This window comes from Pseudomonas sp. NBRC 100443, from assembly GCF_030268185.1.
Taxonomy (GTDB): domain Bacteria; phylum Pseudomonadota; class Gammaproteobacteria; order Pseudomonadales; family Pseudomonadaceae; genus Pseudomonas; species Pseudomonas citronellolis.
The window spans coordinates 225653-252128 of sequence record NZ_BSQE01000008.1 but is presented as its reverse complement, the minus strand read 5'-3'; the positions used below and the strand labels follow the sequence as shown (position 1 = coordinate 252128).

General features: G+C 67.5%; 19 protein-coding genes and 1 other RNA gene. 10 read left to right on the top strand and 10 right to left on the bottom strand.

The genetic code is table 11. From position 1 onward, the window contains the following. The first annotated feature begins 9 nt into the window (after positions 1-9). Positions 10-1380 (top strand): DUF1329 domain-containing protein, encoded by a 1371-nt coding sequence (locus tag QSJ95_RS13150; RefSeq protein ID WP_009619400.1) that lies wholly within the window; start codon positions 10-12, stop codon positions 1378-1380. Between the two features lie 393 nt (positions 1381-1773). Here the strand turns inward: QSJ95_RS13150 and QSJ95_RS13145 are convergent, their stop codons facing one another. The 4 genes from QSJ95_RS13145 to QSJ95_RS13130 all read right to left on the bottom strand — a co-directional run bounded on the left by QSJ95_RS13145 (position 1774) and on the right by QSJ95_RS13130 (position 6919). Continuing rightward, positions 1774-3186, bottom strand: a complete 1413-nt coding sequence (locus tag QSJ95_RS13145; protein WP_285642909.1) for an efflux transporter outer membrane subunit — start codon at positions 3184-3186, stop codon at positions 1774-1776. Then, positions 3183-4250, bottom strand: a complete 1068-nt coding sequence (locus tag QSJ95_RS13140; RefSeq protein ID WP_285642907.1) for an HlyD family secretion protein — start codon at positions 4248-4250, stop codon at positions 3183-3185. The genes QSJ95_RS13145 and QSJ95_RS13140 overlap by 4 nt, the downstream gene beginning before the upstream one ends. 16 nt (positions 4251-4266) lie before the next feature. Further along, positions 4267-5838 carry an MFS transporter gene (locus QSJ95_RS13135; RefSeq protein WP_285642905.1) on the bottom strand — a complete coding sequence of 524 codons (1572 nt, stop codon included), beginning with the start codon at positions 5836-5838 and terminating at the stop codon, positions 4267-4269. A 157-nt stretch (positions 5839-5995) separates the two neighbouring features. Continuing rightward, on the bottom strand, positions 5996-6919 hold the full coding sequence (locus QSJ95_RS13130; protein ID WP_009619405.1) for a LysR family transcriptional regulator: 924 nt from the start codon (positions 6917-6919) through the stop codon (positions 5996-5998). 143 nt (positions 6920-7062) lie between these two features. Here QSJ95_RS13130 and QSJ95_RS13125 point away from each other — a divergent pair, with 143 nt between their 5' ends. Beyond that, the gene (locus tag QSJ95_RS13125) at positions 7063-7485 is read left to right on the top strand and encodes a universal stress protein (RefSeq protein WP_285642903.1); all 423 of its coding nucleotides are present in this window, start codon (positions 7063-7065) and stop codon (positions 7483-7485) included. 507 nt (positions 7486-7992) lie between these two features. Here QSJ95_RS13125 and guaD read toward each other — a convergent pair. The 5 genes from guaD to QSJ95_RS13100 all read right to left on the bottom strand — a co-directional run bounded on the left by guaD (position 7993) and on the right by QSJ95_RS13100 (position 15715). Then, the gene (gene guaD / locus QSJ95_RS13120; RefSeq protein WP_285642901.1) at positions 7993-9291 is read right to left on the bottom strand and encodes a guanine deaminase; all 1299 of its coding nucleotides are present in this window, start codon (positions 9289-9291) and stop codon (positions 7993-7995) included. Between the two features lie 63 nt (positions 9292-9354). After that, positions 9355-10206, bottom strand: a complete 852-nt coding sequence (gene xdhC, locus QSJ95_RS13115; protein WP_043266702.1) for a xanthine dehydrogenase accessory protein XdhC — start codon at positions 10204-10206, stop codon at positions 9355-9357. Positions 10207-10297: 91 nt separating this feature from the next. Then, positions 10298-12688 (bottom strand): xanthine dehydrogenase molybdopterin binding subunit, encoded by a 2391-nt coding sequence (gene xdhB / locus QSJ95_RS13110; protein ID WP_285642899.1) that lies wholly within the window; start codon positions 12686-12688, stop codon positions 10298-10300. Next, complete coding sequence (gene xdhA / locus QSJ95_RS13105; RefSeq protein WP_285642897.1) at positions 12681-14144, bottom strand: xanthine dehydrogenase small subunit; 1464 nt, start codon at positions 14142-14144, stop codon at positions 12681-12683. The genes xdhB and xdhA overlap by 8 nt, the downstream gene beginning before the upstream one ends. Positions 14145-14581: 437 nt before the next feature. After that, positions 14582-15715: an alkane 1-monooxygenase gene (locus QSJ95_RS13100; RefSeq protein ID WP_285642896.1), complete on the bottom strand. Its 1134-nt coding sequence runs from the start codon at positions 15713-15715 to the stop codon at positions 14582-14584. 173 nt (positions 15716-15888) lie between these two features. On the opposite strand from QSJ95_RS13100, the gene QSJ95_RS13095 reads away from it, so the two are divergent. The 6 genes from QSJ95_RS13095 to QSJ95_RS13070 all read left to right on the top strand — a co-directional run bounded on the left by QSJ95_RS13095 (position 15889) and on the right by QSJ95_RS13070 (position 24440). Continuing rightward, a complete protein-coding gene (locus QSJ95_RS13095; RefSeq protein ID WP_043266695.1) occupies positions 15889-16548 on the top strand; it encodes a GntR family transcriptional regulator in 660 nt (219 codons plus the stop codon). Between the two features lie 10 nt (positions 16549-16558). Further along, on the top strand, positions 16559-20047 hold the full coding sequence (smc, locus tag QSJ95_RS13090; protein ID WP_285642894.1) for a chromosome segregation protein SMC: 3489 nt from the start codon (positions 16559-16561) through the stop codon (positions 20045-20047). A gap of 299 nt (positions 20048-20346) precedes the next feature. Beyond that, a complete protein-coding gene (gene zipA, locus QSJ95_RS13085; RefSeq protein ID WP_043266692.1) occupies positions 20347-21243 on the top strand; it encodes a cell division protein ZipA in 897 nt (298 codons plus the stop codon). A gap of 110 nt (positions 21244-21353) precedes the next feature. Further along, positions 21354-23738, top strand: coding sequence for an NAD-dependent DNA ligase LigA (ligA, locus tag QSJ95_RS13080; protein WP_058071923.1), 2385 nt, complete (start codon positions 21354-21356; stop codon positions 23736-23738). 33 nt (positions 23739-23771) lie between these two features. Next, complete coding sequence (locus QSJ95_RS13075; protein WP_009619418.1) at positions 23772-24050, top strand: HU family DNA-binding protein; 279 nt, start codon at positions 23772-23774, stop codon at positions 24048-24050. Between the two features lie 12 nt (positions 24051-24062). Continuing rightward, the gene (locus QSJ95_RS13070) at positions 24063-24440 is read left to right on the top strand and encodes a cbb3-type cytochrome c oxidase subunit 3 (RefSeq protein ID WP_043266688.1); all 378 of its coding nucleotides are present in this window, start codon (positions 24063-24065) and stop codon (positions 24438-24440) included. 41 nt (positions 24441-24481) lie between these two features. Here the strand turns inward: QSJ95_RS13070 and QSJ95_RS13065 are convergent, their stop codons facing one another. Continuing rightward, the gene (locus QSJ95_RS13065) at positions 24482-24856 is read right to left on the bottom strand and encodes a fimbrial protein (RefSeq protein WP_009619420.1); all 375 of its coding nucleotides are present in this window, start codon (positions 24854-24856) and stop codon (positions 24482-24484) included. Positions 24857-25090: 234 nt separating this feature from the next. Between QSJ95_RS13065 and ffs the strand changes: the two genes are divergently transcribed. Both ffs and QSJ95_RS13055 read left to right on the top strand, forming a co-directional pair. Further along, positions 25091-25187, top strand: an RNA gene (ffs, locus tag QSJ95_RS13060) — signal recognition particle sRNA small type. A gap of 235 nt (positions 25188-25422) precedes the next feature. Beyond that, a complete protein-coding gene (locus tag QSJ95_RS13055; RefSeq protein WP_307761690.1) occupies positions 25423-26142 on the top strand; it encodes a response regulator in 720 nt (239 codons plus the stop codon). The last annotated feature ends 334 nt before the right edge of the window (positions 26143-26476 follow it).

Below are 26476 nucleotides of genomic sequence, written 5' to 3'. Positions count from 1 at the left end.
GAGACTCGCATGATCGCCAAGAAACCCATGATCGCGCTGCTGGCCCTGGCGGCCCTGGTGGCGACCGACGCCCGCGCGGCGGTGAGCGCCGACCAGGCCGCACAGCTCAAGAGCAGCCTGACGCCGCTGGGCGCCGAGAAGGCCGGCAACGCCGCCGGCAGCATCCCCGCCTGGAGCGGCGGCCTGACCCAGGCCCCGGCCGGCTACAAGGGCCCGGGCAGCCACCACGTCGACCCCTTCGCCGGCGACAAGCCGCAATTCACCATTACCAAGGCCAACCTGGAGCAGTACAAGGCGAACCTTACCCCCGGCCAGATCGCCCTGTTCAACACCTACCCGGACAGCTTCCAGATGCCGGTCTACCCGACCCGCCGCAGCGGCGCGGCGCCGCAGTGGGTGTACGACAACACCTTCCGCAACGCCACCAGCGGCAAGCTGGTGGAAGGCGGCAACGGCTTCGCCGATGCCTACGGCGGCATTCCCTTCCCGATCCCGCAGAGCGGCCTGGAAGCGTTGTGGAACCACATCGCCCGCTACCGCGGCAGCTACATCGAACGGCGCTCGGCGCAGACCGGCGTGCAGCGCAACGGCGCCTACTCGCTGGTCACCAGCCAGGACGCCGCGCTGTTCCGCTTCTACGATCCCAAGGGCAGCTTCGAGCAGTTGGGCAACACCCTGTTCTACTACATGACCTTCACCACCGCGCCGGCGCGCCTGGCGGGCGAGGGCGCGCTGGTGCAGGAGACCCTCGACCAGGTCAAGGAGCCGCGCCAGGCCTGGGGCTACAGCCCCGGCCAGCGCCGCGTGCGGCGCGCCCCGACGCTGGCCTACGACACCCCGATCGAGGACTCCGACGGCCTGCGCACCGCCGACGACACCGACATGTATAACGGCGCGCCGGACCGCTACAACTGGACGCTGGTGGGCAAGAAGGAAATCTACATTCCCTACAACAACTACCGGGTCACCAGCCCCGAGGTGAAGTACAAGGACCTGCTCACCCCCGGCCACATCAACCCGAAATACACCCGCTACGAGCTGCACCGGGTGTGGGTGGTGGAAGGCAAGCTCAAGCCCGGCGCGCGGCACATCTACAGCAAGCGCACCCTGTACCTCGACGAAGACAGCTGGGGCGCGGCGGTGGTCGACCAGTACGACGGCCGCGGCGAGCTGTGGCGGGTGTCGATGGCCTACCTGAAGAACTTCTACGAACAGCCCATGGTCTGGACCGCGCTGGACACCTTCCACGACCTGCAGTCGCGGCGCTACAGCGTGCAGTGGCTGGACAACGAGGAGCCGGGCACCGCCGACTTCAGCAAGCCGGCGCCGGACGTGGCGGAGTTCAGCCCGGCGGCGCTGCGGAGGAAGGCTTCGCGCTAGGGCGTGCTTTTTTGTAGGAGCGAGCTTGCTCGCGAATGGAGTTTCCCGGGGGCTGCTGTGCTTAGGATTGACTCCGTTCCCTCTCCCTAACCCTCTCCCTGAAGGGAGAGGGGACCGTTCGGTGCGGTCGGATGTTTCGGCGTTAGCCGGCTTGTACCGAGTGCCCGGCTAACACCAAATCCTTTCTCGGCACGGACAAGCCCCCTCTCCCTTCAGGGAGAGGGCTGGGGAGAGGGTGCTCTCGCATCGCACAGAAGCCCCAGACAAACGTAGGGCGAATAACCGTTCGCGGTTATCCGCCGCCTGACCGTGGCCCCACAACGCTCCGGCCCCAACCACGAAGCCAGCCACGAGACAGGTGTAACGGCGTACAACCGCGAACGGTTGTACGCCCTACGACTCCCACCCCCCACCCAGTGCCTTGTACAGCAGCGCCAGGTTCACCCCCACCGCCTCGCTACTGCGCACCTGGCGCTCCTCACTGGCCAGTAATTCACGCTGCGCACTCAGCACATTGAGGAAATCCACCGCCCCCGCCTTGTACTGCTCGCGGGCATTGGCCAAGGCCGTGCGGCCATGCTCCACCGCTTCATCCAGGGCCGCCAGCTCGCGCTGGTCGGCGGCGTAGTCGTTCAGCGCATCGTCCACCTCGCGCCAGGCATTGAGCACGGTGCGCCGGTAGGCGATGGCTGCTTCCTTCTGCTGCGCCTCGCGCAGGGCCAGGGTGCCTTTCAGCCGGCCGCCTTCGAAGATCGGCAGGTGCAGGCTGGGGCCGATGCCGAAGGTGCGGCTGTTCCAGTCGCCGAAGTTGGCCAGTTGCAGGGCCTGGAAGCCGAAGTCACCGTTGAGGCTGATGCTCGGATAGAAGTCCGCCTGGGCCACGCCGATGCTGGCGGTGGCCGCGTGCAGCAGGGCCTCGGCCTGGCGGATGTCCGGGCGGCGCCGGGCCAGTTCCGCAGGCAGGCCCACCGGCACCGCCAGGGGCGGACGCGGGATGGGCGCGGCTTGGGCCAGTTCGCCGGCGAGGGCGCCGGGTTGTTCGCCGAGGAGGAAGGCGAGGGCGTTGAGCAGGCGCGCCTGGCGTTTCTGGCTGCCGGGCAGCTGCGACTCGATCACCGCCACCTGGGCCTTGGCCTCGGCGACGTCCAGCTCGGTGGCCACGCCCTCAGCGCGGCGCAGTTGGGTCAGTTGCAGGCTGTGCCGGGCGATGTCCAGGTTGCCGCGCAGGATCGCCTCGCGGCCCTGTTCGCCGCGCAATTGCACGTAGTTGCGGGCGCTTTCGGCCAGCACTGCCACCAGCACGTCATGGCGGCTCGCTTCGCTGGCCTGCACCTGCGCGTCGGCGGCCTCCAGTTCGCGGCGCACGCGGCCCCACAGGTCCAGCTCCCAGCTCAGGGTGAAGCCGGCGTCGAGCTGGTTGAAGTTGTGCCGGCCAGCCTCGCCGGACGGATCGGACAGGCCCACCTCGCTGTTGCGCTGGCGTGCATAGCCGGCGTTGCCATCCACCTGCGGCATGGCGTCGGCGCCCAGCGCCTGGCGGATCGCCCGGCTCTGTTCCAGGCGCGCGGCGGCGGCCTGCAGGTCGAGGTTGCCGGCGGCCACGCGGGCCTGCAGGCGGTCCAGTTGCGGGTCGTTGAACAGCTTCCACCACTGGCTTTCCACGGCGCCGCCGGCGGGGCGACTGGCGACGTCGTCGCCCTTGGCGCTCCAGGCGGCCGGCGCCCGGGCGTCGGGTTGGCGGAAGTCCGGGCCGAAGCTGCAGGCGCCCAGGGCCAGGCAGGCGAGCAGGAGCGGGGCGTGCTTCATTGCGCGGCCACCCGTTGTTCGTCGGCGGAGGCTGTGTCGATGCTGGCCACCACCGACATGCCCACGCGCAGGCGGGCCAGCAGCGCCTGGTTCGGCTCCAGGACGATCTTCACCGGGATGCGCTGCACCACCTTGGTGAAGTTGCCGGTGGCGTTGTCCGGGGCGATGGGCGCGAAGCTCAGGCCGGTGGCCGGGGCGATGCTGTCGACGTGGCCGCGCAGCACCTGGCCGGGGAAGGTGTCCACGCGCACTTCGACCGCCTGGCCGGGATGCACCTCGGTGAGCTGGGTTTCCTGGAAGTTGCCGACCACGTAGGCCTGCTGCAGCGGCACCACTGCGAGCAGCGGGCTGCCCGGGGTGACGTAAGCGCCGACGCGCACGCCGCGGCGGCCGACCATGCCGTCGAAGGGCGCGCGGATCTCGCAATAGGACAGGTTCAGCTGCGCCTGCTGCAACTGCGCCTCGTCGCGCTGCACCGCGCTCTGCGCCTCGGCCTGCTGGGCCAGCAGCACGTCCAGCTGTTTGCGCGCGGCCAGGTTGGCGGCGCGCGCCTTGTCCAGCGCGGCCTGGGCGTTGTCCAGGCGCGAGCGCGCCTGCTGGGCGTTCTGCAGGGTGCCGGCGCCCTGGCTGGCGAGGTGCTGGTAGCGCTGCAGTTCCTGCTGGGCGAAGCGCTGGGTGGCCTGGTCGGCCGAGACCTGGGCGGCGCTCTGGGCGATCACCGCCTGCTGGCGCTCCAGGTCGGCGCCGACATGGCGCAGGCGCGCCCGCGCCGAGAGCAGGTCGGCTTCGGCGGCCGCCAGCGCGGCCTGGTAGTCGCGTGGGTCGATGCGCGCCAGCACCTGGCCGGCCTTCACCGACTGGTTGTCTTCCACCAGTACGCTGTCGACGATGCCGGCGACCTTGGGCGCCACCAAGGTGAAGTCGGCGCGCACGTAGGCGTCGTCGGTGCTCTGTTCGCGCTCCGGGCCGAGCAGGCGCAGCAGCAGCCAGGCCAGGGCGGCGAGCAGCAGCAGCGTGGCCATTGTCAGGCTCGCGCGGCGGGAAGTGAGGAATGTCTTGGACATGATGGCTTTCCGGATTTCAGTGAGCGGGGGCGACCGGGCGCGGCGGGTAGACCCGCAGCGGCATGACGGCGATCAGCGGGAGCAGGGCGGCGGCCAGCCAGGCCATGCACCACAGGGTGTCGGCGGCGGCCAGCACCGAGGCCTGGCCGTGGACCTGTGCGGCCAGGCGCGGCAGGTTGCCGTCGAGCTGGTCCAGGCGCAGCGCCAGGGCCTGGGGCGCGGCGCCCAGGTGGTCGACCAGGCGGTTGGAGTGGTAGTGCTCGCGGGCGGTCATGAGGATGCCCACCACGGCGCTGCCGACCACCGAGGCGAAGGCCCGCACGCTGTTGAACCAGGCCGAGGCGAAGGGCCCTTCGACGGGCGCCACCACGCTGGTGGAGGACATCAGCAGCGGCACCACCGCCATCGGCTGGCCGATGATCTGCAGGCAGAGCAGCAGGTAGAAGTTGTCCCGCGTCCAGTCGCCGGTCAGTTGGCTCATGCCGTAGGCGGAGAGGCCGCACAGGGCGATGCCGATGGCCAGCACCCAGCGGCAGTCGACGCGCGGGATGTTGCATAGGGCGGCCACCAGCGGCAGCGTCAGCAGTTGCGGCAGGGCCACCAGCAGGGCCATGGGTGCGCTCTGCAGCGGGCGGTAGCCGTGGGCGGCGGCCAGGTACGAGGCCGGCACGCCGGCGCAGGCGCCGAGCACCACCAGGATGCCGCCGAGGGTCAGCAGCGAATGGCTGAGGTTGCGCCGCTTGAGGATGTCCAGGCGGAAGAACGGCAGCGGGTGCGTCCATTCGTTGAGGAAGAAGGCCGCCAGCAGCGCCGCGCCGCCTACTACCAGGAGGGCGACCAGGTCGGACTCGAACCAGTCCAGGCGCTCGCCCTGCAGTAGGCCCAGCACCAGCATGAGGATGCCTGGCAGCCCAAGGACCACGCCAAGCCAGTCGAACTGGCGGAAACGCTCCAGGCGTGGCGGGTCCTGGGGGATGCCCCAGGCCACCGTGGCCATGGCCAGGGCGCACAAGGGAATGACCTGCCAGAACACCCACTGCCAGCCGACATACTCGGTCCACAGTGCCGCCAGGGGCATGCCCAGGTTGGGCGCGAAGGTGGCGGTCAGGGCATAGGCGCCCAGGCCGTAGAGCTTGATGCCCGGCGGCAGGAAGCGCAGTGCCACGGTCATCAGCATCGGCGGCATGCAGCCGCCGGCCAGGCCCTGCAGGGCGCGCAGCAGGTACAGCGTGTGCACGTTGGGGGCGAAGGGGCAGAGCAGCGCCAGCAGGGCGAAGGCGGCGATGGCGCCGAGGGTGAAGCGGCGCAGCGAGAAGGTCACCGAGAACCAGGGCGCGAAGGCCATGCCGGCGACCTGGAAGGCGGCGTACAGGGCCAGCAGCCAGGTGCCTTCGTCGTGGCCGATGGCCAGCGCGCCGCGCACGTCGTTCATCGCAAGGTCGGTGACCTTGTCGTTGAGCCCGGCGCTGAGCGAGGCGAGCAGCACGCCGAGCATGCCCACCAGGATGCGCGGGCCGAAGGGCTGGGCGGCGGGCTTGGCCGGCTGCGCGGCGGCCGGGGTGGCGAGCGGGGTGAGCGCGGCGGTCATGGCCGGGCCTCGCGGGGGAGGCCAGGCGCCGCGCAGAGGGGAGTGCAAGGCATGGCGTCACTGGATTCTGGGGTTTTGCCCAGTCTAGGGAGCGCTGATCAGTGTGAAAATTGAAATGACTAAAACAAATTAGTGCGTTTAGTGCACTTATTGGCCCTCAAGGCAGCAGGCCCGCGCTTTCCCGCAGCTCGGTGCACACCCGCTTCACCGTCTGCCGCAGCCAGCGGTGCGCCGGGTCGTTGTCGAAGCGCGGGTGCCAGGCCTGGATCACCACCACCGTCTTCAGCGGCAGCGGGATGTCGAACTTGCGCAGCGCCAGGCCCAGGCGGTCCAGGCGCCACAGCGAGTGCTCGGCGATGGGCAGCACCAGGTCGGATTCCAACAGGGCGAAGATCGAGGAATGGAAGGTCGGGGTGATCAGGCGGATGTCGCGGCGCAGGCCGAGGTCGGCCAGGGCGTCGTCCAGCGGCCCGGTGGCGCGGCCGCGGCGCGACACGCTGATCTGCGGGTAGGCGACGAAGCGCTCGGGGGTGATCTCGGCGTCGAAGATCGGATGGTCGCGCCGCGCCAGGCCGACGAAGCTGGTGGTGAACAGCGGCTGGGTGCGGATTTCCGGTTCCAGGGTGGAGGTGGCGCCGAGGTAGAGGTCGATGCGGTTCTGCCGCAGGGCCTCGTCGTCGATCTCCGCTTCCGGGACCAGGCGCAGGGTGCAACGCGGCGCCTCCTCGCGCATCACCGCCAGCATGCGCGCGGCGAAGCCGCCCACCAGCACGTTGTTCGAGCGCAGCACGAAGCAGCGCTCCAGTTGGTCCATCCGCAGGTTCTCGCGGGCGTTGAACAGGCAGGTGGCCTGCTCCACCAGTTGCGCCACTTCCTCGCGCAGCTGCAGCGCCCGCGGCGTGGGCACCAGGTTGCGACCGGCGCGGACCATGATGGGGTCGCCCACCGCCTCGCGGATGCGCCCCAGGGTGCGGCTCATGGCCGGCGGGCTCAGGTGCAGGCGGCGCGCGGCGCCGACCACGCTGCCTTCTTCCAGCAGCACGTTGAGGGCGACCAGCAGGTTGAGGTCGGGCAGGGCCATGGTGCCTCCGGGAGCATTGGTTCCCAGGGATGCTCGGCGATACGTGCGTGTGGTGCAACTCTGGCGTGCGGCCAGGATGCCTTTACGCACTCCGCGGGAGCCCGAAGAATGATCGGCGTGCACCGTTTCATTAAGGAAACCCCATGTTCGAACGCATCCTGGTCGCCATCGACGGCACCCCGCAGGCCCAGCGCCTCATCGCCACCGCCGCGCAACTGGCCGGGGCCGGCACGCCGCGCCTGGAGGTGGTCTGCGTGGTCGACCGCGCCTTCGCCCTGCCGCAGCCGGACGTGCTCGACTACCCGCCGGCCGAGCACGAGCAGCACGAGGCCCAGGCCCTGCTGGACGCCGCGCTGGCGCAACTGCCGGCGGGCCGCGCCACGGGGCGGATACTGGCCGGCGACCCGGCGCGGGCGATCCTGCGCGAGGCCGAGCGCCTGGGCTGCGACCTGATCGTCATCGGCCACCGCCACCTGGGGCGCATCGAGCGGCTGCTGGATCCGTCGGTGGGGCAGCGGGTGATCGAGCGGGCGCCTTGTCCGGTGTTGGTGGAGGTGCGGGAGTAGTTGGGGGATGTTTTTCGTAGGAGCGAGCTTGCTCGCGAATGGAGTTTCCCTGGGGATTTGGTGTGCGGGGTTGACTCCGCTCCCTCTCCCTAACCCTCTCCCTGAAGGGAGAGGGGACCGTTGGGCAGATGCTGATATTTCGGCGTTAGCCTGCTTGTACCGAGTGCCCGACTGACACCAAATCCTTTCTCGGCACGGACAAGCCCCCTCTCCCTTCAGGGCGGGGCGCGCAGCCGAGGGCTGGGGAGAGGGGCTCTTGCATTGCACAAAGCCCCCGACAAGCGTAGGGCGAATAACCGTTCGCGGTTATCCGCCGCCTCACCTTTCTTATCGCTGAATGCGTGGCTGGGCCGGGGGCTTCGTGCTCGACTGGGACCAAGGCCAAACGGCGGATAACGCCGTAGGCGTTATGCGCCCTACGGTTCGACCCCGTCCCCCCGCGAAATGAAAAGCGGCCACACCGGCCGGCGGTCCTGAGCAAGGGCCCGGCCGGGGTGACCGTAAGCGTCAGCCGCGCTGGTGCACCGAGCGGCCGTGGGCGAAGGTTTCGCGTACCGTGCGGTCGTCGCCGAGGATGATCAGGGCGAAGAGTCTTTCCTCCAGGCTCTTCGCCTGCCGCAGGCGGTAGTCCAGCAGCGGGGTGGCCTTGTAGTCCAGCACCACGAAGTCCGCCTCGTTGCCCTGGGCGAAGCTGCCGACCTTGTCCTGCAGCTCCAGCGCGCGGGCGCCGCCGAGGGTGGCCAGGTACAGCGACTTGAACGGGTCGAGCTTGATGCCCTGCAGCTGCATCACCTTGTAGGCCTCGTTCAGCGACTGCAGCTGGGAGAAGCTGGTGCCGGCGCCGACGTCGGTGCCCAGGCCGACCTTGACCTTGTGCTTCTCAAGCTTGGCCAGGTCGAACAGGCCGCTGCCGAGGAACAGGTTCGAGGTGGGGCAGAATGCCACCGCCGAGCCGGTCTCGGCCAGGCGCTGGCATTCGCCGTCGCACAGGTGCACGCCATGGGCGAACACCGAGCGCGCGCCGAGCAGGCCGTGGTGGTCGTAGACGTCCAGGTAGCCGCTGCGCTCGGGGAACAGCTCCTTCACCCACTCGATTTCCTTGCGGTTCTCCGATAGATGGGTGTGCAGGTACACGCCCGGATGCTCCTTGAGCAGGCGGCCGGCGGCGTCCAGTTGTTCAGGGGTGCTTGTGGGAGCGAAGCGCGGGGTCACCGCGTAGAGCAGGCGGCCCTTGCCGTGCCAGCGCTCGATCAGCGCCTTGCTGTCGCGGTAGCTGCTTTCGGCGGTGTCGGTCAGGTAGTCCGGGGCGTTGCGGTCCATCATCACCTTGCCGGCGATCAGCCGCAGGTCGAGCTTCTCGGCAGCGCCGAACAGCGCGTCCACCGACTGCGGGTGCACGCTGCCGAACACCAGGGCGGTGGTGGTGCCGTTGCGCAGCAGTTCCTTGAGGAAGATGCCGGCGACGTCGGCGGCGTGGGCCGGGTCGGCGAACTGCTTCTCGGTGGGGAAGGTGTAGGTGTTCAGCCAGTCCAGCAGCTGTTCGCCGTAGGAGGCGATCATGCCGGTCTGCGGGTAGTGGATGTGGGTGTCGATGAAGCCGGGGGTGATCAGCGCGTCGCGGTATTCCACCACTTCCACGCCGGCCAGTTGCGGCAGCAGCTCGGCGGCGTGGCCGAGGCGGGCGACCTTGCCGTCTTCCACCAGCAGGATGCCGTCTTCGAAGTACTGGTAGGACTTGTCGACGCCCACTTCGGCGGGGTCGGCGACGCTGTGCAGGATGCTGGCGCGGTAGGCTTTGCTGGTCATGTCGTTCTCTCGATCTTGGCAACGATGGGTATCGCTTCGCTCAACCCATCCTACGAATGTCGGTTACCTGCCGTTTTCGGCGGTACGGGCGCGGCGGCTGCTGGGCAGGAGTTTGGCCACCGAGTGTTCGCCGCTGGTCTTTTCCTGGCCGAAGGCGGCGTTGTAGGTGGCTATCACTTCGCCGGCGATGGACACGGCGATCTCCACCGGCAGCTTGCCCTTCACCTCGGCGATGCCCATGGGGCAGCGCATGCGCTGCACGGTCTCGCTGGCGAAGCCGCGGTCGCGCAGGCGGTGTTCGAACTTGGCGCGCTTGGTGTCCGAGCCGATCAGGCCGAAGTAGCCGAAGTCGTCGCGTTTGAGTATCGCCGCGGTCAGCTCCAGGTCCAGGGCGTGGTTGTGGGTCATGACGATGTAGTAGCCGCCCGCCGGCATATTCTCGACCTCATCGAGCACTTCGTCATTCAGCACTTTCTCGACGCCGGCCGGGATGCTTTCCGGGAACTCGGCCTCCCGCGAGTCGATCCAGCGCACCTTGCACGGCAGGCTGGCCAGCAGCGGCACCAGCGCGCGGCCGACGTGGCCAGCGCCGAACACCGCGATGTGTGCCTGCGGCTGGCCCATCGGCTCGAACAGCAGCACGGTGGCGCCGCCGCAGCACTGGCCGAGGCTGGCGCCCAGGCTGAAGCGCTCCAGGCGCGGCTGCCGGGTGCGCTGCCGGAGCATTTCGCGGGCGATCTGCAGGGCCTTGAACTCCAGGTGGCCGCCGCCGATGGTGTCGAACAGCCTGTCGGCGCTGACCACCATCTTCGAGCCGGCGTTGCGCGGCGTGGAGCCAAGCTCCTCGATGATGGTCACCAGCACGGCGGCTTCTCCGCGTTGCTGCAGGTCGGCGAGGGCGCTGATCCAGTTCATGACGTCTACCTCGGTAGATGGCTCTTCGTAGGAGCGAGCTTGCTCGCGAAGGGTGGTTGGGTTGTTCGCGAGCAAGCTCGCTCCTACAGGGTTACGCTGGTTCGGCTTGGGTTTGGGTGGTCCCGGCCTGCGCAGCTTTCAGCTTGCGCATCTGCTCCACGCCCCAGAGCACCCGCTCCGGCGTCGCCGGCGCGTCGATCTGCGGCTGCACGCGGTAGTCGGCCAGGCTCGCCACCGCGTCCTTGATCGCGCAGAACACCGAGATGCCGAGCATGAACGGCGGCTCACCCACGGCCTTGGAGTGGAACACCGTCTGCTCGGGGTTCTTGCGGTTCTCCACCAGCTTCACCCGCAGGTCCAGCGGCATGTCGGCGATGGCCGGGATCTTGTAGCTGGCCGGGCCGCAGGTCACGAGCTTGCCCTTGGCGTTCCACACCAGCTCTTCCATGGTCAGCCAGCCCATGCCCTGGACGAAGCCGCCTTCCACCTGGCCGATGTCGATGGCCGGGTTCAGCGAGTCGCCGACGTCGTGGAGGATGTCGGTGCGCAGCATGCGGTACTCGCCGGTGAGGGTGTCGACCAGCACTTCCGAGCAGGACACGCCGAAGGCGTAGTAGTAGAACGGCCGGCCGGCGGCCTTGTCGCGGTCGTAGTAGATCTTCGGCGTGCGGTAGAAGCCGGTGGAGGACAGCGACACCTGGCCGAAGTAGGCCTGCTGGATCAGCTCCTCGAAGGGCACGATCAGGTCGCGGATGCGCACCTGGTTGTTGCGGAACTCGACGTCTTCCTCGGTGACCTTCCAGTGCCGCGCGGCGAATTCCACCAGGCGCTGCTTGATGGTCTCGGCGGCGTTCTGCGCGGCCTTGCCGTTGAGGTCGGCGCCGCTGGAGGCGGCGGTGGGCGAGGTGTTCGGCACCTTGTCGGTGTTGGTCGCGGTGATCTGCACGCGGTCGATGTCGACCTGGAAGACTTCCGCCACCACCTGCGCCACCTTGGTGTTCAGGCCCTGGCCCATCTCGGTGCCGCCGTGGTTCAGGTGGATGCTGCCGTCGGTGTAGATGTGGATCAGCGCGCCGGCCTGGTTGAGGAAGGTGGCGGTGAAGCTGATGCCGAACTTAACCGGGGTCAGCGCCAGGCCCTTCTTGAGGATCGGGCTGGCGGCGTTGAACGCGCGGATTTCGGCGCGGCGCTTGGCGTACTCGGCGCTGGCCTCCAGCTCGGCGGTCATCTCCGCGATGAGGTTGTGCTCGACCTGCTGGTGGTAATGGGTGACGTTGCGCTCGTCCTTGCCATAGTAGTTGCGCTTGCGCACTTCCAGCGGGTCCTTGCCCAGGTGGCGCGCCACCGCGTCCATCACTTCCTCGATGGCGACCATCCCCTGCGGGCCGCCGAAGCCGCGGTAGGCGGTGTTCGACGCGGTGTTGGTCTTGCAGCGGTGGCCGTTGATGGTGGCGTTGCCGAGGAAGTAGGCGTTGTCGGAGTGGAACATGGCGCGGTCGACGATGGAGCCGGAGAGGTCCGGCGAGTAGCCGCAGTTGCCGGCCAGGTCCATGTGGATGCCGCGCAGCAGGCCGTCGTCGTCGAAGCCCACGTCGTATTCGACGTAGAAGGGGTGGCGCTTGCCGGTCATCTGCATGTCTTCGACGCGCGGCAGGCGCATCTTCGCCGGGCGCCCGGTCAGGCGCGCGATCACCGCGCACAGGCAGGCGGGCGCGGCGGCCTGGGTTTCCTTGCCGCCGAAGCCGCCGCCCATGCGGCGCATGTCGATCACCACCTTGTTGAAGGAGATGCCCAGCACCTCGGCCACCAGCTTCTGCACCTCGGTGGGGTTCTGCGTGGAGGTGTAGACGATCACGCCGCCGTCTTCGCTGGGCATCACCGAGGAAATCTGCGTCTCCAGGTAGAAGTGCTCCTGGCCGCCGATGTGCAGGGTGCCCTGGATGCGGTGCGGCGCGCTGGCCAGCTGGGTGGCGGAATCGCCGATCCTGTGGGTGTGGCTGTCCAGCACGAAGTGCTTCTTGCGCAGCGCCTCGACCACGTCGAGCACCGGCTCCAGGTCCTCGTACTCGATGATCGCCGCCATGGCCGCCTTGCGCGCGGTCTCCAGGCTGTCGGCGGCCACCGCGATGACCATCTGGCCGACGTACTCGACCTTGCCGTCGGCCAGCAGCGGGTCGCCGGCCACCACAGGGCCGATGTCCAGCTGGCCGGGCACGTCGTCCTTGGTGATGGCGATGGCCACCCCGGGGAAGTCGTAGCAGGGGCTGACGTCCAGCCGGGTGATGCGCGCGTGGGCGCGGTCGCTCATGCGGGCGTAGACGTGCAGCTGGTTGGGGAATTCCAGGCGGTCGTCGATGTAGATCGCCTCGCCGCTGACGTGCTTGGGCGCGCTTTCGTGCTTGACGCTCTTGCCCACGCCGGTGGTCAGGTCGGCGCGGAACAGCGCCTGGAGTTCTTCCTGGGTCTTGTTGTGCTTATGCATATGCGGTCACCCGAGTCACGGCCTGGGGCGCTTCCAGTTCGAGGAAGCATTTGCGCAGCAGGTTCTGCGCGGTGAGCAGGCGGTATTCCTTGCTGGCGCGGAAGTCCGAGAGCGGGGTGAAGTCCTCGCCCAGGGCGATTGCCGCGCGTTCGAAGGTGGCGGCGTTGAACGGCTGGCCGAGCAGCGCCGCCTCGCAGGCGCGGGCGCGCTTGGGGATCGCCGCCATGCCGCCGAAGCCGCTGCGCACGGCGCTGATGCGGCAGTCCTCGACGCTGATGCTGAAGGCCGCGCAGACCGCCGAGATGTCGTCGTCCAGGCGCTTGGACACCTTGTAGGCGCGGAACGCCTGGTTGGCCTGCGGGCGTGGGACTATGACCTTCTCGATGAACTCGCCTTCCTCGCGCGCGGTGACCTTGTAGTCGATGAAGTAGTCCTCGATGGGCAGTTCGCGGCTGCTCTCGCCCTTGCGCAGCACGATGCGCGCGCCCAGGGCGATCAGCAGCGGCGGCGAGTCGCCGATGGGCGAGGCGTTGCCGATGTTGCCGCCGAGGGTGCCCTGGTTGCGGATCTGCAGCGAGGCGAAGCGGTGCAGCAGCTCGCCGAAGTCCGGGTAGTCGTGGGCCAGGGCCGCGTAGCAGTCGGTCAGCGGCGCGGCGGCGCCCAGTTCGATGCGGTCGGCGAGGACTTCGACGCGTTTCATCTCCTCGACGTGGCCGACGTAGATCATCACCGGCAGCTCGCGGTGGAACTGGGTGACTTCCAGGGCCAGGTCGGTGCCGCCGGCCAGCAGGCGCGCCTGCGGGTTGGCGCTGTAGAGGTCGGCCAGGTCGGCGATGGTCAGCGGCAGCAGGCAGCGCTTGTCGCCGCTGTTCAGCTCGGCGGTCTCGCGCGGGGCGATGGCCTTGAGCTGGGCGATGGTCTGCTGCTGGGCTGCATCGAACTGGTCCGGGCGCTTCTGGCAGCAGGACTGCTCGGCGGCGTCGAGGATCGGCCGGTAGCCGGTGCAGCGGCAGAGGTTGCCGGCCAGCGCCTCGTAGGCCTCGGCCTTGCGTGCTTCGGGCGTTTCGCCGGCGCTGTTCTTCTGCAGGGCGAACAGCGACATGACGAAGCCGGGGGTGCAGAAGCCGCACTGCGAGCCGTGGCAATCCACCATGGCCTGCTGCACGCCGTGCAGTTCGCCGCGGTGCTTGAGGTCGTCGACCACGATCAGTTGCTTGCCGTGCAGGGCGGAAACGAAGGTCAGGCAGGAGTTGAGGGTGCGGTAGCGGATGCGCTCGGCGCCTTCGGCGCCGACCAGCTCGCCCACCACCACGGTGCAGGCGCCGCAGTCGCCGGAGGCGCAGCCCTCCTTGGTGCCGGTCTTGCCCAGGTGCTGGCGCAGGTAGTTGAGCACGGTGAGATTCGGGTCGAGGCGGTCTTCGACACGCAGCTCGCGGTTGAGCAGGAACCTGATCAAGGCATGCCTCCAGGCTTTCTTGTTGTTGGGCGGGGCGCGATGGAGGTGAATCTAGGAAAAGCTGACTTTTAAGTCAACAAAAATTCTGATCTTTCGGTCAGCTATTTCCGGCAAGGCGCTTTTTCGTAGGAGCGGGGCGTTGTGTTTACCGGCAGGTGTAGGAGCGGGCCCTGCCCGCGATTCGCGCGCAGGGCGCGCTCCTACATGGGTACGCCATGGCTGATGCAGCGCAGTAACGTAGGGCGAATAACCGTTCGCGGTTATCCGCCGATACACCGAGGCCAGAGCCAACGCCCAGGTCAACCCCGGAGCCGCCGGGAGCCAAGGCCAAACGGCGGATAACGCCGTAGGCGTTATGCGCCCTACGCTCCCGGCGGCGCAAAAAAAACGGCAGCCGGGGGTACGTGGCTGCCGCAAAGGCGTGGAACGCGATGGGCTCAGGCGCGCTGGGTATCGCTCAGCTGGTATTCCTCGCCGGCGTAGTAGGCGCGCACGCGGGGGTTCATCACCGCGCGCCACAGCGGCGGGAACAGCGCCAGGACGATCATCCCGGCGTAGCCGTTGGGCAGCTGCGGGCTGTCGTCGTAGTGGCGCAGCACCTGGTAGCGGCGCTTGGCGTAGGCGTGGTGGTCGGAGTGGCGCTGCAGGTGGAAGAGGAACAGGTTGGTCAGCAGGAAGTTGCTGTTCCACGAATGCTCGTGGGTGGTGCGCTCGTAGCGGCCGTCGTCCAGGCGCCGGCGGTGCAGGCCGTAGTGCTCGACGTAGTTGACGATCTCCAGCAGGGTGAAGGCCATGGCCGCCTGGCCGAGGAAATACACCGCGCCGAGCCAGCCGAAGGCCAGGCTGAAACCGAGCAGGAAGAGGGCGCTGACGGCGTACCACCAGATCAGCTCGTTGCGCCAGTGCAGCGCCGGCAGGCCCTTGCGTTTCAGGCGCTGGGCCTCCAGGCGCCAGGCGTTGAGGAAGTTGTGCTTGTAGGCGTGGGGCAGGAAGGCGTACAGGCTCTGGTCGTAGCGCGAGGAGGAGGCGTCCTCCGGGGTGGAAACGTGCACATGGTGGCCGCGCACGTGCTCCACCTTGAAGCCGGCATAGCACACCGCTGCCAGCAGCAGGCCGCCGGCGCGCTGCTCCAGCTGCGGGTCCTTGTGGATCAGCTCGTGGGACACGGTGATGCCGATGGCGCCCATCACCGTGCCCACCGAGAGAGTCCAGCCCAGCTTGCCCACCCAGTTCCACGCCTGGTAGTGGGTGATCACCCAGCCGCCGTAGACCAGCATGCCCAGCAGCAGCGGCACGGTCATCAGGCTGAGGAAGCGGTAGTAGCCCTCGCGCTCCAGTACTGGCACTTCACTGGCCTCGTCGGGGTTGGCCGGGTCGCGGCCGACGATGGCGTCGAGCACGGGGATGACCAGGAACACCACGGCGATGACGAACCAGGCCCAGGCGTTGGGGTGGTCGCTGCCGTAGGACCACCAGTAGCTCAGCGGAATGCCGAACACCGGCACCAGCCAGATCCAGTAGCCGGCCTTCTTCAGGCGCAGCATCCAGGCAGGGGAAAGGAAGGCGAACATGGCGCGATTCTCGTTGTAGGATTGTCAGACAATCCTGCGCCCAATCCTTTCTTCGTACGCACCAACCTTCGTTCAGTCGAGCCCCTTGACCGGGGCGTTGCCGGGTAACACCCTGTGTTACACTTCGCGGCCGCAAGCCCCATTCCATCAGCCCTCCAGCGATAAGGACACCCATGACGTTCAAGGCCCCGGACAGCCTGGCTGAGCAGATTGCCCACCACCTCGCCGAACGCATCATCCGGGGCGAGCTCAAGGAACGCGAACGCATCCAGGAGCAGAAGGTCACCCAGGCCCTGAACGTCAGCCGCGGCTCGGTGCGCGAGGCGCTGCTGATCCTCGAACGCCGCCACCTGGTGGTGATACTGCCGCGCCGCGGCGCGCAGGTCTCGGAGCTGTCCGCCAGCCATGTGGAAAGCCTCTACGGCCTGGTCATGGAGCTGTACATCATGCTCGCCAGCGCGGTGGCGCGGACCTGGCGCGAGGAGGGCGACCTGCAGCCGTTCCTGGCCATCCAGCAGCGCCTGCTGGAAAGCCTGCAGCGCGGCGACATCGACGCCTTCGTCGAGTCCAGCTTCGACATCATGCGCGCGGCCTTCCCCTTCGCCGCCAACCCCTACCTGCAGGAGACGGTGGAGAACCTGCTGCCGGCCATCAGCCGCACCTATCACCTGGCCCTGGAACGGCGCAAAAGCGAGATGAGCCAGTTCCTCGACAGCTTCGCCCGCCTGCTGCAGGCGGTGATCGACCGCGACGAGGCGGTCATCCGCGAGGTGCTTCTGGACTACGGCCGCCACAACAGCCAGCTGGTGCTGGCTGCCCTGGCCGAACGCTGAGGAGAGCGGCATGCGCCTCAAATGCATCAAGCTGGCGGGCTTCAAGTCCTTCGTCGACCCCACCACCGTCAGCTTCCCGAGCAACATGGCCGCCGTGGTCGGTCCCAACGGCTGCGGCAAGTCCAACATCATCGACGCCGTGCGCTGGGTGATGGGCGAAAGCTCGGCGAAGAATCTGCGCGGCGAGTCGATGACCGACGTCATCTTCAACGGCTCGAACACGCGCAAGCCGGTGACCCAGGCGTCCATCGAGCTGATCTTCGACAACACCGACGGCACCCTGGTGGGCGAATACGCCGCCTACGCCGAGATTTCCATCCGCCGCCGCGTCACCCGCGACGGCCAGAACACCTACTTCCTCAACGGCACCAAGTGCCGGCGCCGCGACATCACCGACATCTTCCTCGGCACCGGCCTGGGCCCGCGCAGCTACTCGATCATCGAGCAGGGCATGATCTCCAAGCTGATCGAGGCCAAGCCGGAAGACCTGCGCAACTTCATCGAGGAAGCCGCCGGCATCTCCAAGTACAAGGAGCGCCGCCGCGAGACCGAGAACCGCATCCGTCGCACCCAGGAGAACCTGGCGCGCCTGTCCGACCTGCGCGAGGAGCTGGAGCGCCAGCTCGAACGCCTGCACCGTCAGGCCCAGTCGGCGGAGAAGTACCAGGAATACAAGGCCGAGGAGCGCCAGCTCAAGGCCCAGCTCGGCGCCCTGAAGTGGCGCGAGCTGAACGAGCAGGTGGGGCAGAAGGAGCGGGTGATCGGCGACCAGGAAGTGGCCTTCGAGGCCCTGGTGGCCGAGCAGCGCAGCGCCGACGCCAGCATCGAGCGCCTGCGTGATGGCCACCACGAGCTGTCCGAGCGCTTCAACCAGGTGCAGGGCCGCTTCTACTCGGTGGGCGGCGATATCGCCCGCGTCGAGCAGAGCATCCAGCACGGCCAGCAGCGCATGCGCCAGCTGCAGGACGACCTGCGCGAGGCCGAGCGCACCCGCCAGGAAACCGAATCGCACCTGGGCCACGACCGCACCCTGCTGGCGACCCTGGCCGAGGAGCTGGAAATGCTCGCGCCCGAGCAGGAAACCAGCGCCGCCGCCGCCGAGGAGGCCAGCGCCGCGCTGGAGGAATCCGAGGCCGGCATGCACGACTGGCAGCAGCGCTGGGACGCCTTCAACCAGCGCAGCGCCGAGCCGCGCCGCGAGGCCGAGGTGCAGCAGTCGAGCATCCAGCACCTGGAGCACAGCCTGGAACGCCAGGGCGAGCGCGAACGCCGCCTGAGCGAAGAGCGCGCACAGCTGGCCGCCGACCCGGAAGGCGCGGCCATCCTCGAATTGAGCGAACAACTGGCCGCCGTCGAGCTGCAGCTGGAAGAACTGCAGGCCGAGGAACTGGAACTGGTCGAGCGCCTGGAACAGGTGCGCCAGGGCCTGCAGGACGGCAACGCCGCCCAGCACCAGGCCCAGGGCGAACTGCAGCGCTTGAACGGCCGCATCGCCTCCCTGGAGGCCCTGCAGCAGGCCGCCCTGGACCCGGGCGCCGGCGCCGCCGACTGGCTGCGCGAGCAGGGCCTGGAGCAGCGCCCGCGCCTGGCCGAGGGCCTGCGCGTGGAGCCGGGCTGGGAGCTGGCGGTGGAAACCGTGCTCGGCGCCGACCTGCACGCCGTGCTGCTGGAGGATTTCGCCGGGCTGCCCTATGCCGGCCTGGAAAAGGGCGAGCTGCGCCTGCTCGACCTGCCGCGCGGCGCCGCCAGTGCCGCCGGCAGCCTGCTGGACAAGGTCAGCGCCGATCACGACCTGTCGCCCTGGCTGGCCGGGGTGCGCCCGGTGGAAAGCCTGGAGCAGGCCCTGGAACTGCGCGCCTCGCTGGGCGCCGGGCAGAGCCTGGTCAGCCGCGACGGCTACTGGGTCGGCAAGCACTTCCTGCGCGTGTGCCGCGGCGACTCCGCCGAGTCCGGCGTGCTGGCCCGCGGCCAGGAGCTGGAGCGGCTGTACGCCGAACGCGAAGAACTGGAAGAACGCCTGGCCGCCCTGGAAGAACAGCTGGAAGCCCAGCGCCAGGCCCAGCGCCAGGCCGAGGACGGCCGCGAGCAACTGCGCCGGCGCATCCAGGAGGAAGGCCGCCGCCACGGCGAGCTGAAGGCCGCGCTTTCGGCCCAGCAGGCCAAGGTCGAACAGCTGACCCTGCGCCGCCGCCGCCTCGACGAGGAACTGGCCGAACTGGCCGAACAGCGCGCCCTGGAGCAGGAACAGCTGGGCGAGGCGCGCCTGCACCTGCAGGTGGCGCTGGACGCCATGGCCGAGGACACCGGCCGCCGCGAGGCGCTGCTGGCCGAGCGCGACGAACTGCGCGAACGCCTCGACCGCATCCGCCAGGAAGCCCGCCAGCACAAGGACCACGCCCACCAGTTGGCGGTGCGCGTCGGCTCGCTCAAGGCCCAGCACGAATCCACCCGCCAGGCCCTGGAGCGCCTCGACGTGCAGGCCGTGCGCCTGGTCGAGCGCTGCGAGCAGCTCAGCCTCAACCTGGAGGAGGGTGCCGCGCCCCTGGAAGAACTGCGCATGCGCCTGGAAGAGCTGCTGGAGCGGCGCATGGGCGTGGAAGAGGAACTCAAGACCGCGCGCCTGACCCTGGAAGACGCCGACCGCCAGTTGCGCGACGCCGAGAAGCGCCGCACCCAGGCCGAGCAGCAGTCGCAGCTGCTGCGCGGCCAGCTGGAGCAGCAGCGCATGGAGTGGCAGGCTCTGACCGTTCGTCGCAAGGCGCTGCAGGAGCAGCTCGGCGAAGACGGCTACGACCTGCACACGGTGCTCGGCACCTTGCCCCACGACGCCGCCGAGAAGGTCTGGGAAACCCGCCTGGAGGAACTGGCCGGGCGCATCCAGCGCCTGGGCGCGATCAACCTCGCGGCCATCGACGAATACCAGCAGCAATCCCAGCGCAAGCGCTACCTGGACGAGCAGAACGACGACCTGGTGGAAGCCCTGGACACCCTGGAAAACGTCATCCGCAAGATCGACAAGGAAACCCGCAACCGCTTCAAGGAAACCTTCGACCAGATCAATGCTGGCCTTCAGGCATTGTTCCCCAAGGTGTTCGGCGGCGGTCACGCCTACCTGGAACTTACCGGCGAAGATCTACTCGATACAGGGGTGGCGATCATGGCGCGCCCGCCGGGCAAGAAGAACAGCACCATCCACCTGCTGTCCGGCGGCGAGAAGGCGCTGACCGCGCTGGCCCTGGTGTTCGCCATCTTCCAGCTCAACCCGGCGCCGTTCTGCATGCTCGACGAGGTCGATGCGCCGCTGGACGACGCCAACGTCGGGCGTTATGCCCGCCTGGTCAAGGAAATGTCCGAGAAAGTGCAGTTCATCTATATCACCCACAACAAGATCGCCATGGAAATGGCCGACCAGTTGATGGGCGTGACCATGCACGAACCGGGATGTTCGCGCCTGGTGGCGGTCGACGTGGAAGAAGCCGTGGCACTGGCGGAAGCCTGACGAAGTGCCTCCTGGACAAATTTCGTACAGTATTCGCCAGCGCCGGGCGCTGACTTGTGCTGTACTGGGGGATATGCCTAACCCCTTGATTCGATTGGGGTAAGCCTGATCTTGGGCGGGCTCGGGAAAAGTTGCGATTATTGCTGCGGACAACAGCCGCAGACGGTGTAAAAGTTGTGTCGGGCATGCTAGCTTAATGCCCACTTTGTTACGCGCGAACATACAACTCGGGGTTCGCGTTTTACCGGGATAGGACATCCCTTTTTCATCATCATTTTTATCAGGGGCACTGGGATTAGATGGATATCGGTCTGCGCGAATGGCTGATCGTCATTGGGCTTATCGTGATCGCCGGCATTCTGTTCGATGGCTGGCGGCGCATGCGGGGCGGAAAGGGCAAGCTGAAGTTCAAGCTGGACCGCCACTTCGCCAACCAACTGGACGACGATGACGACGGCGGCAGCGCCGAGGTGCTGGGCCCCTCGCGGGTGGTCGAGCACCACGAACCTTCGCTGGACGAGCACGACCTGCCCAAGGTCAGCGCCAAGGACCCGGCCCGCGGCAAGCGCCGTGGCGAGCCGCGCCAGGGCGACCTGGCCCTGGACGACCCGGCGCCGAACCTGCTCGGCCCGCTGGACGAGGAAGACTTCCCCGACCCCCTGGCCGAGGCGCCCAAGGAAAAATCCCGCGGCAAGGAACGCAGGAAGGACAAGGAAAAGGACAAGGAGCGCCCGGCGCCCGCCGCCGCCCCGGCTCCGGCTCCGGTGGAAGAAGTGCTGATCATCAACGTGATCTGTCGCGACGAGGGTGGCTTCAAGGGCCCGGCCCTGCTGCAGAACATCCTCGAGAGCGGCCTGCGCTTCGGCGACATGGACATCTTCCACCGCCACGAGAGCATGGCCGGCAACGGCGAAGTGCTGTTTTCCATGGCCAACGCGGTCAAGCCGGGCACCTTCGACCTGGACAACATCGACCAGTTCAGCACCCGCGCGGTGAGCTTCTTCCTTGGCCTGCCGGGCCCGCGCCATCCGAAGCAGGCCTTCGACGTGATGGTCGCCGCCGCCCGCAAGCTGGCCCACGAACTCAACGGCGAGCTGAAGGACGAGCAGCGCAGCGTGATGACCGCGCAGACCATCGAGCACTACCGCCAGCGCATCATCGAGTTCGAACGCCGCGCGCTGACGCAGAAAAGATAAGCTGGAAGCCTAAAGCCCGAAGCCGGAAGCGACCCCTGTCCTTCCGGCTTTGCTTTTTGGCTTTCAGCTTCTAGCTTCCAGCTTCCAGCCTTTCGCTTATGGCTTCTTCTATGACCACCCAGACCGCCGCCCAACGCATCGCCCAGCTCCGCAGCGAGCTGGACGCGCACAACTACCGCTACTACGTGCTCGACGAGCCCAGCGTGCCGGACGCCGAGTACGACCGCCTGTTCCGCGAACTCAAGGAACTGGAGGCCGAGCACCCCGACCTGGTCACCCCCGAATCGCCGACCCAGCGCGTGGGCGGGGCCGCCGCCTCGGCCTTCGGCGAAATCCGCCACGAAATCCCCATGCTAAGCCTGGGCAACGCCTTCGAGGAACAGGACCTGCTGGACTTCGACCGCCGCGTGCGCGAAGGCCTGGCCGACCTGCTGCCGGGCGGCGACCTGCTCGGCGGCGGCGCCGAGGTGGACTACAGCTGCGAGCCCAAGCTCGACGGCCTGGCGGTCAGCCTGCTGTACGAGAACGGCCGGCTGACCCGCGGCGCCACCCGCGGCGACGGCACCACCGGCGAGGACATCAGCGCCAACGTGCGCACCGTGCGCAACATCCCCCTGCGCCTGCACGGCGAGGGCTGGCCGGCGGTGCTGGAAGTGCGCGGCGAGGTGTTCATGTCCAAGGCCGGCTTCGAGGCGCTCAACGCCCGGCAGATGGAGGCCGGCGCCAAGACCTTCGCCAACCCGCGCAACGCCGCGGCCGGCAGCCTGCGCCAGCTCGACCCGAAGATCACCGCCAGCCGCCCGCTGGAGTTGTGCGCCTACGGCTTCGGCCGCGTCGAGGGCGGCAGCCTGCCGGACACCCAGATCGGCATCCTCGAAGCCTTCAAGGCCTGGGGCATCCCGGTCAGCCGCGAGCTGAAGCTGGCCCGCGGGGTGAAGGGCTGCCAGGACTACTACGCCGACATCGGCGAGCGCCGCGACAGCCTGGCCTACGAGATCGACGGCGTGGTGTTCAAGGTCAACCGCATCGACTTCCAGCGCGAACTGGGCTTCCGCGCCCGCGAGCCGCGCTGGGCCATCGCCCACAAGTTCCCGGCCCGCGAGGAACTCACCGAACTGCTCGACGTGGAATTCCAGGTCGGCCGCACCGGCGCCGTGACCCCGGTGGCGCGCCTGAAGCCGGTGCAGGTGGCCGGCGTCACCGTATCCAACGCCACCCTGCACAACATGGACGAAGTGGCGCGCCTGGGCCTGATGATCGGCGACACCGTGATCATCCGCCGCGCCGGCGACGTGATCCCGCAGGTGATGCAGGTGGTCGTCGAGCGCCGCCCGGCCGACGCGCGCCCGGTGCACATCCCCGAGACCTGCCCGGTATGCGGCTCGCAGGTCGAGCGCACGCAACTGGTCAAGCGCGCCAAGGGCCGCGAGTCGGTCAGCGAAGGCGCCATCTACCGCTGCGTCGGCCGTCTGTTCTGCCAGGCGCAGCTCAAGCAGTCGATCATCCACTTCGTCTCGCGCCGGGCCATGGACATCGACGGCCTCGGCGACAAGATCGTCGAGCAACTGGTGGACAAGGGCCTGGTCAAGTCGCCGGCCGACCTCTACCGCCTGACCTACGAGCAGGTGATCGAGCTGGAAGGCTTCGCCGAGGTGTCCAGCAACAAGCTGCTCAAATCCATCGCCGACAGCCGCCGGCCGAGCCTGGCGCGCTTCGTCTACGCCCTGGGCATCCCCGACGTCGGCGAGGAGACCGCCAAGCTGCTGGCCCGCGCCCTGGGTTCGCTGGCGCGCATCCAGAAGGCCCTGCCGGAAGTGCTGACCTACCTGCCGGACGTCGGCGCCGAGGTGGCCTACGAGATCCACAACTTCTTCGCCGACGAGCACAACCGCAAGGTGATCGCCGAACTGCTCGACGCCGAGCACGGCGTGCAGTTGCAGGAGGAGGGCGAGGTGGCTGCCGAGTTCGCCGCCTGCGCCACCCTGGCCGGCTTCATCGACAAGCTCAACATCCCCTTCATCGCCGCCACCGGCGCGGAAAAGCTGGCCAGCCGCTTCGGTTCGCTGGAGGGCATCATCCACGCCGACTGGCTCGACCTGCGCCAGGTCGAGCGCCTGCCCGAGCGCGCGGCCAAGAGCCTGCGCGAGTTCTTCGACGACGCCGGCAATGCCAAGCGCACCCGTGAGATCGAGGAGCAACTGCGCGAGTTCGGCATGCACTGGGCGAGCGAGAAGAAGCAGGCCGAGGGCCTGCCGCTGGCCGGGCAGACCTGGGTGCTCACCGGCACCCTGGAGGCCATGAGCCGCGACGTCGCCAAGGAGAAACTGGAAAGCCTGGGCGCCAAGGTCGCCGGTTCCGTGTCGGCCAAGACCCATTGCGTGGTGGCCGGCCCCGGCGCCGGCTCCAAGCTGGCCAAGGCCCAGGAACTCGGCGTGGCGGTGATGGACGAAGAAGGGCTGCTGAAGCTGCTGGCCGACCACGGCCTGAACGCCTGAACCCATTCCCAAGACCATTCGGAGAAGCAACACATGGCAATGACCAAGGAACAACTGGTACGCGACATCGCCGAGTCCCTCGACCTGACCCAGGCCTCGGTGCGTGGCGTGTTCGAGCAACTGGCGCAGATCGTCCAGGACAGCCTGGAGAACGACGGCGAGCTGACCCTGCCGGGCATCGGCAAGCTCAAGGTCAGCGAGCGCGCCGCGCGCACCGGGCGCAACCCGCAGACCGGCAAGAGCATCGAGATCGCGGCGAAGAAGGTGGTGCGCTTCGTCCCGGCCAAGGCCCTGGCCGACAGCCTCAACTGACCGGAGGCGGCGATGGACAAGGCTAGAAAGCAGCGGCTCGCGGGGCTGATCGCCCTGGTCCTGCTGTTCGCCCTCTACGTGGCCTGGACCGAGCGTCCGCAGATCCAGCTGCACTACGACGCCAACGCCAGCGCGCCGGCGAGCTACAGCTTCAAGGAGAACGGCGAGGAAACCCTCTCCGGGGAAATCCAGCCGGGCGCCGTGCTGAACTTCCCGCTGCGCCTGCTGCGCGGCAGCGACTACCGCGTGGCCTTCACCTTCCACCGCGGGCAGGAGAAGTACGCCAGCTTCAGTAGCCGGCCCGGCTTCGAGAAGAGCGACCTCTACCTGGGGCCGAACCTGGAGGTCTCCACCCAGCCGATTCCCGGCGGCATGATCCGCGCCGAATGAGGCTATCCCCCACGCCGCCGGGCGAGTGGGGGAGGGGAAACTCAGAGGTAGGTGATGTTCAGCATCAGCGGCCGCCCGCTGCTGCGGCCGTCCAGGTTGCGCAGCACCAGGTTCATGCCGCCGTCCTGCGCCTCGTTCTCGGCGCCGAGGTCGACCTTGCGGCCGTCCAGGTCGGTCACCGCCAGCTGGCGGGCCGCTTCCTGCCCGGACGGTTCGCTGAACGACAGGCGCGAGGTCTCGCCGCAGCCGGCCAGGTCCAGGCGTGCCTGTTGCGTGCTGGCCTGGCTGGTGAAGTCGATGATCTTGCACGGCGGCGAGTAGACATGCCCGCTGAAGCTGATGGTGCCGCCATTGGCGAAGGCAGTGGAAGAGAGAGACAGGCCCAGGGCCAGAACAGCGAAAGCAGACTTGATCATCGGAATTCTCCCAAAGCGTTGAGGGCTGAAGCGCCGAGGGGGAGTCCTTCCCCTCCACCTCACCAGTGCCATGGCAGTGTGCCATCATGTCGCGGGGCAAAGTGATATCAAAATGCTATTTATGTGTATGCCATCGCGGAATTCACCGGTAAGTGCTTGAAGTGCTTGTAACTTGCGCTGGGCTCGGTACAATGTCGCCGCCCGCCACCTAGGCGGGCTTCGTTATGGTGGCCCTGTCGGTCCCCCCGCAACGATCAGCCGTGAACCCGGTCAGGCCCGGAAGGGAGCAGCCGCAGCGGTGACATCGTGTGCCGGGGTGTGGCTGGCGGGGCCACCTCCATTTTCGGGGGGCGCTTTTCCTAGCCACAATTCCCCGTGTACGCCTTCCACCTCCCCCCTTTTTGCCTTCGGGCTCGTCTGATTTTTCCCTACGGCATAGCCGACCTCTCTGTTCCTGTTGAACGAACCCGTAGCCGCGCGTCGGCCTTGGTTCGCCTTGTTTTCCGTCATCCACTGGTACTTGGGTGCCATGTGGGATTTTTCTTATATTGATTGAATAGGCGCTTTTGAGGTGCCGTTTTTCAGGAGCTTCCATTAGATTAGGCAGCCGAGAAAATTTGCTGTTGTATCGAGTTATCGTCGTTTGTGAGGTTTCCTTGAAAAAGATCAAGATCGTTCTGGCGGATGATCACGCAGTCGTATTGATGGGAGTCCGTGGGATTCTGGAGCGCCATCCGCAATATCAAGTGGCATGTGAGGTGCGAACTTCTGGTGAGTTGGTCGAGGCATTGCGACGGGAACATTTCGATATCGCGATCATCGACTTCAGCATGCCCGGGGACGAAGTCTACGGGGACGGTGTGCGCTTCATCGGCTACCTGGTGCGCAACTTCCCCGAGGTGAGGTTCCTGGTCTTCACCATGCTGTCCAACCGCCTGGTGCTGGACCGCCTGTGCGAGCTCGGGGTGCAGGGCGTGGTGCGCAAGGATGCGGGCATGGCCCAGCTGCTGTCGGCCCTGGACGCCCTGTGCAAGGGCCGCCGGGTGCTCAACCCCTGCACGGGGGACGGCGGCGACCTGCACAGCCGCCTGACCTCGCTCTCGGTCAAGGAATACGAGGTGTTGCGGCTGTTCGTCTCGGGCTTGCGCGTGTGTGAAATAGCGCGCCTGCTGCGGCGCAGCGACAAGACCATCAGCGCGCAGAAGGCATCGGCCAAGCGCCGTCTCGGCGTGACCACGGACCAGGAACTGCTGGCCTGCTGCCTGGAGAAGCATTTCTTCGACTGATGGCCAACAACCTCCAGCCACTCGGAAAAAGCGGGCCTATGCAGCCCGCTTTTTTATTTCCATTTTTCATCCGTGGCGATGTGGCGACAGTTTGATTTTCAGAATGGGTTAAGAATTTTCCGATGGCATATCGGAATTTATCGGCTTGGGTTGGTTCAGGATAATCCTAATTATTGCCGGTGATGAATTTTTAATACTGCCCATCGCTGAAAAGGAATTTCCGAGTTCGCTATTGAATGGCCCGGACTGGATATTACATGGCACTGGGACAATTCCTTTTCGAGTCATCCCGTGTTCACGAAATTGAAGAAATAGCCTTATCAGGCGGGAGCTC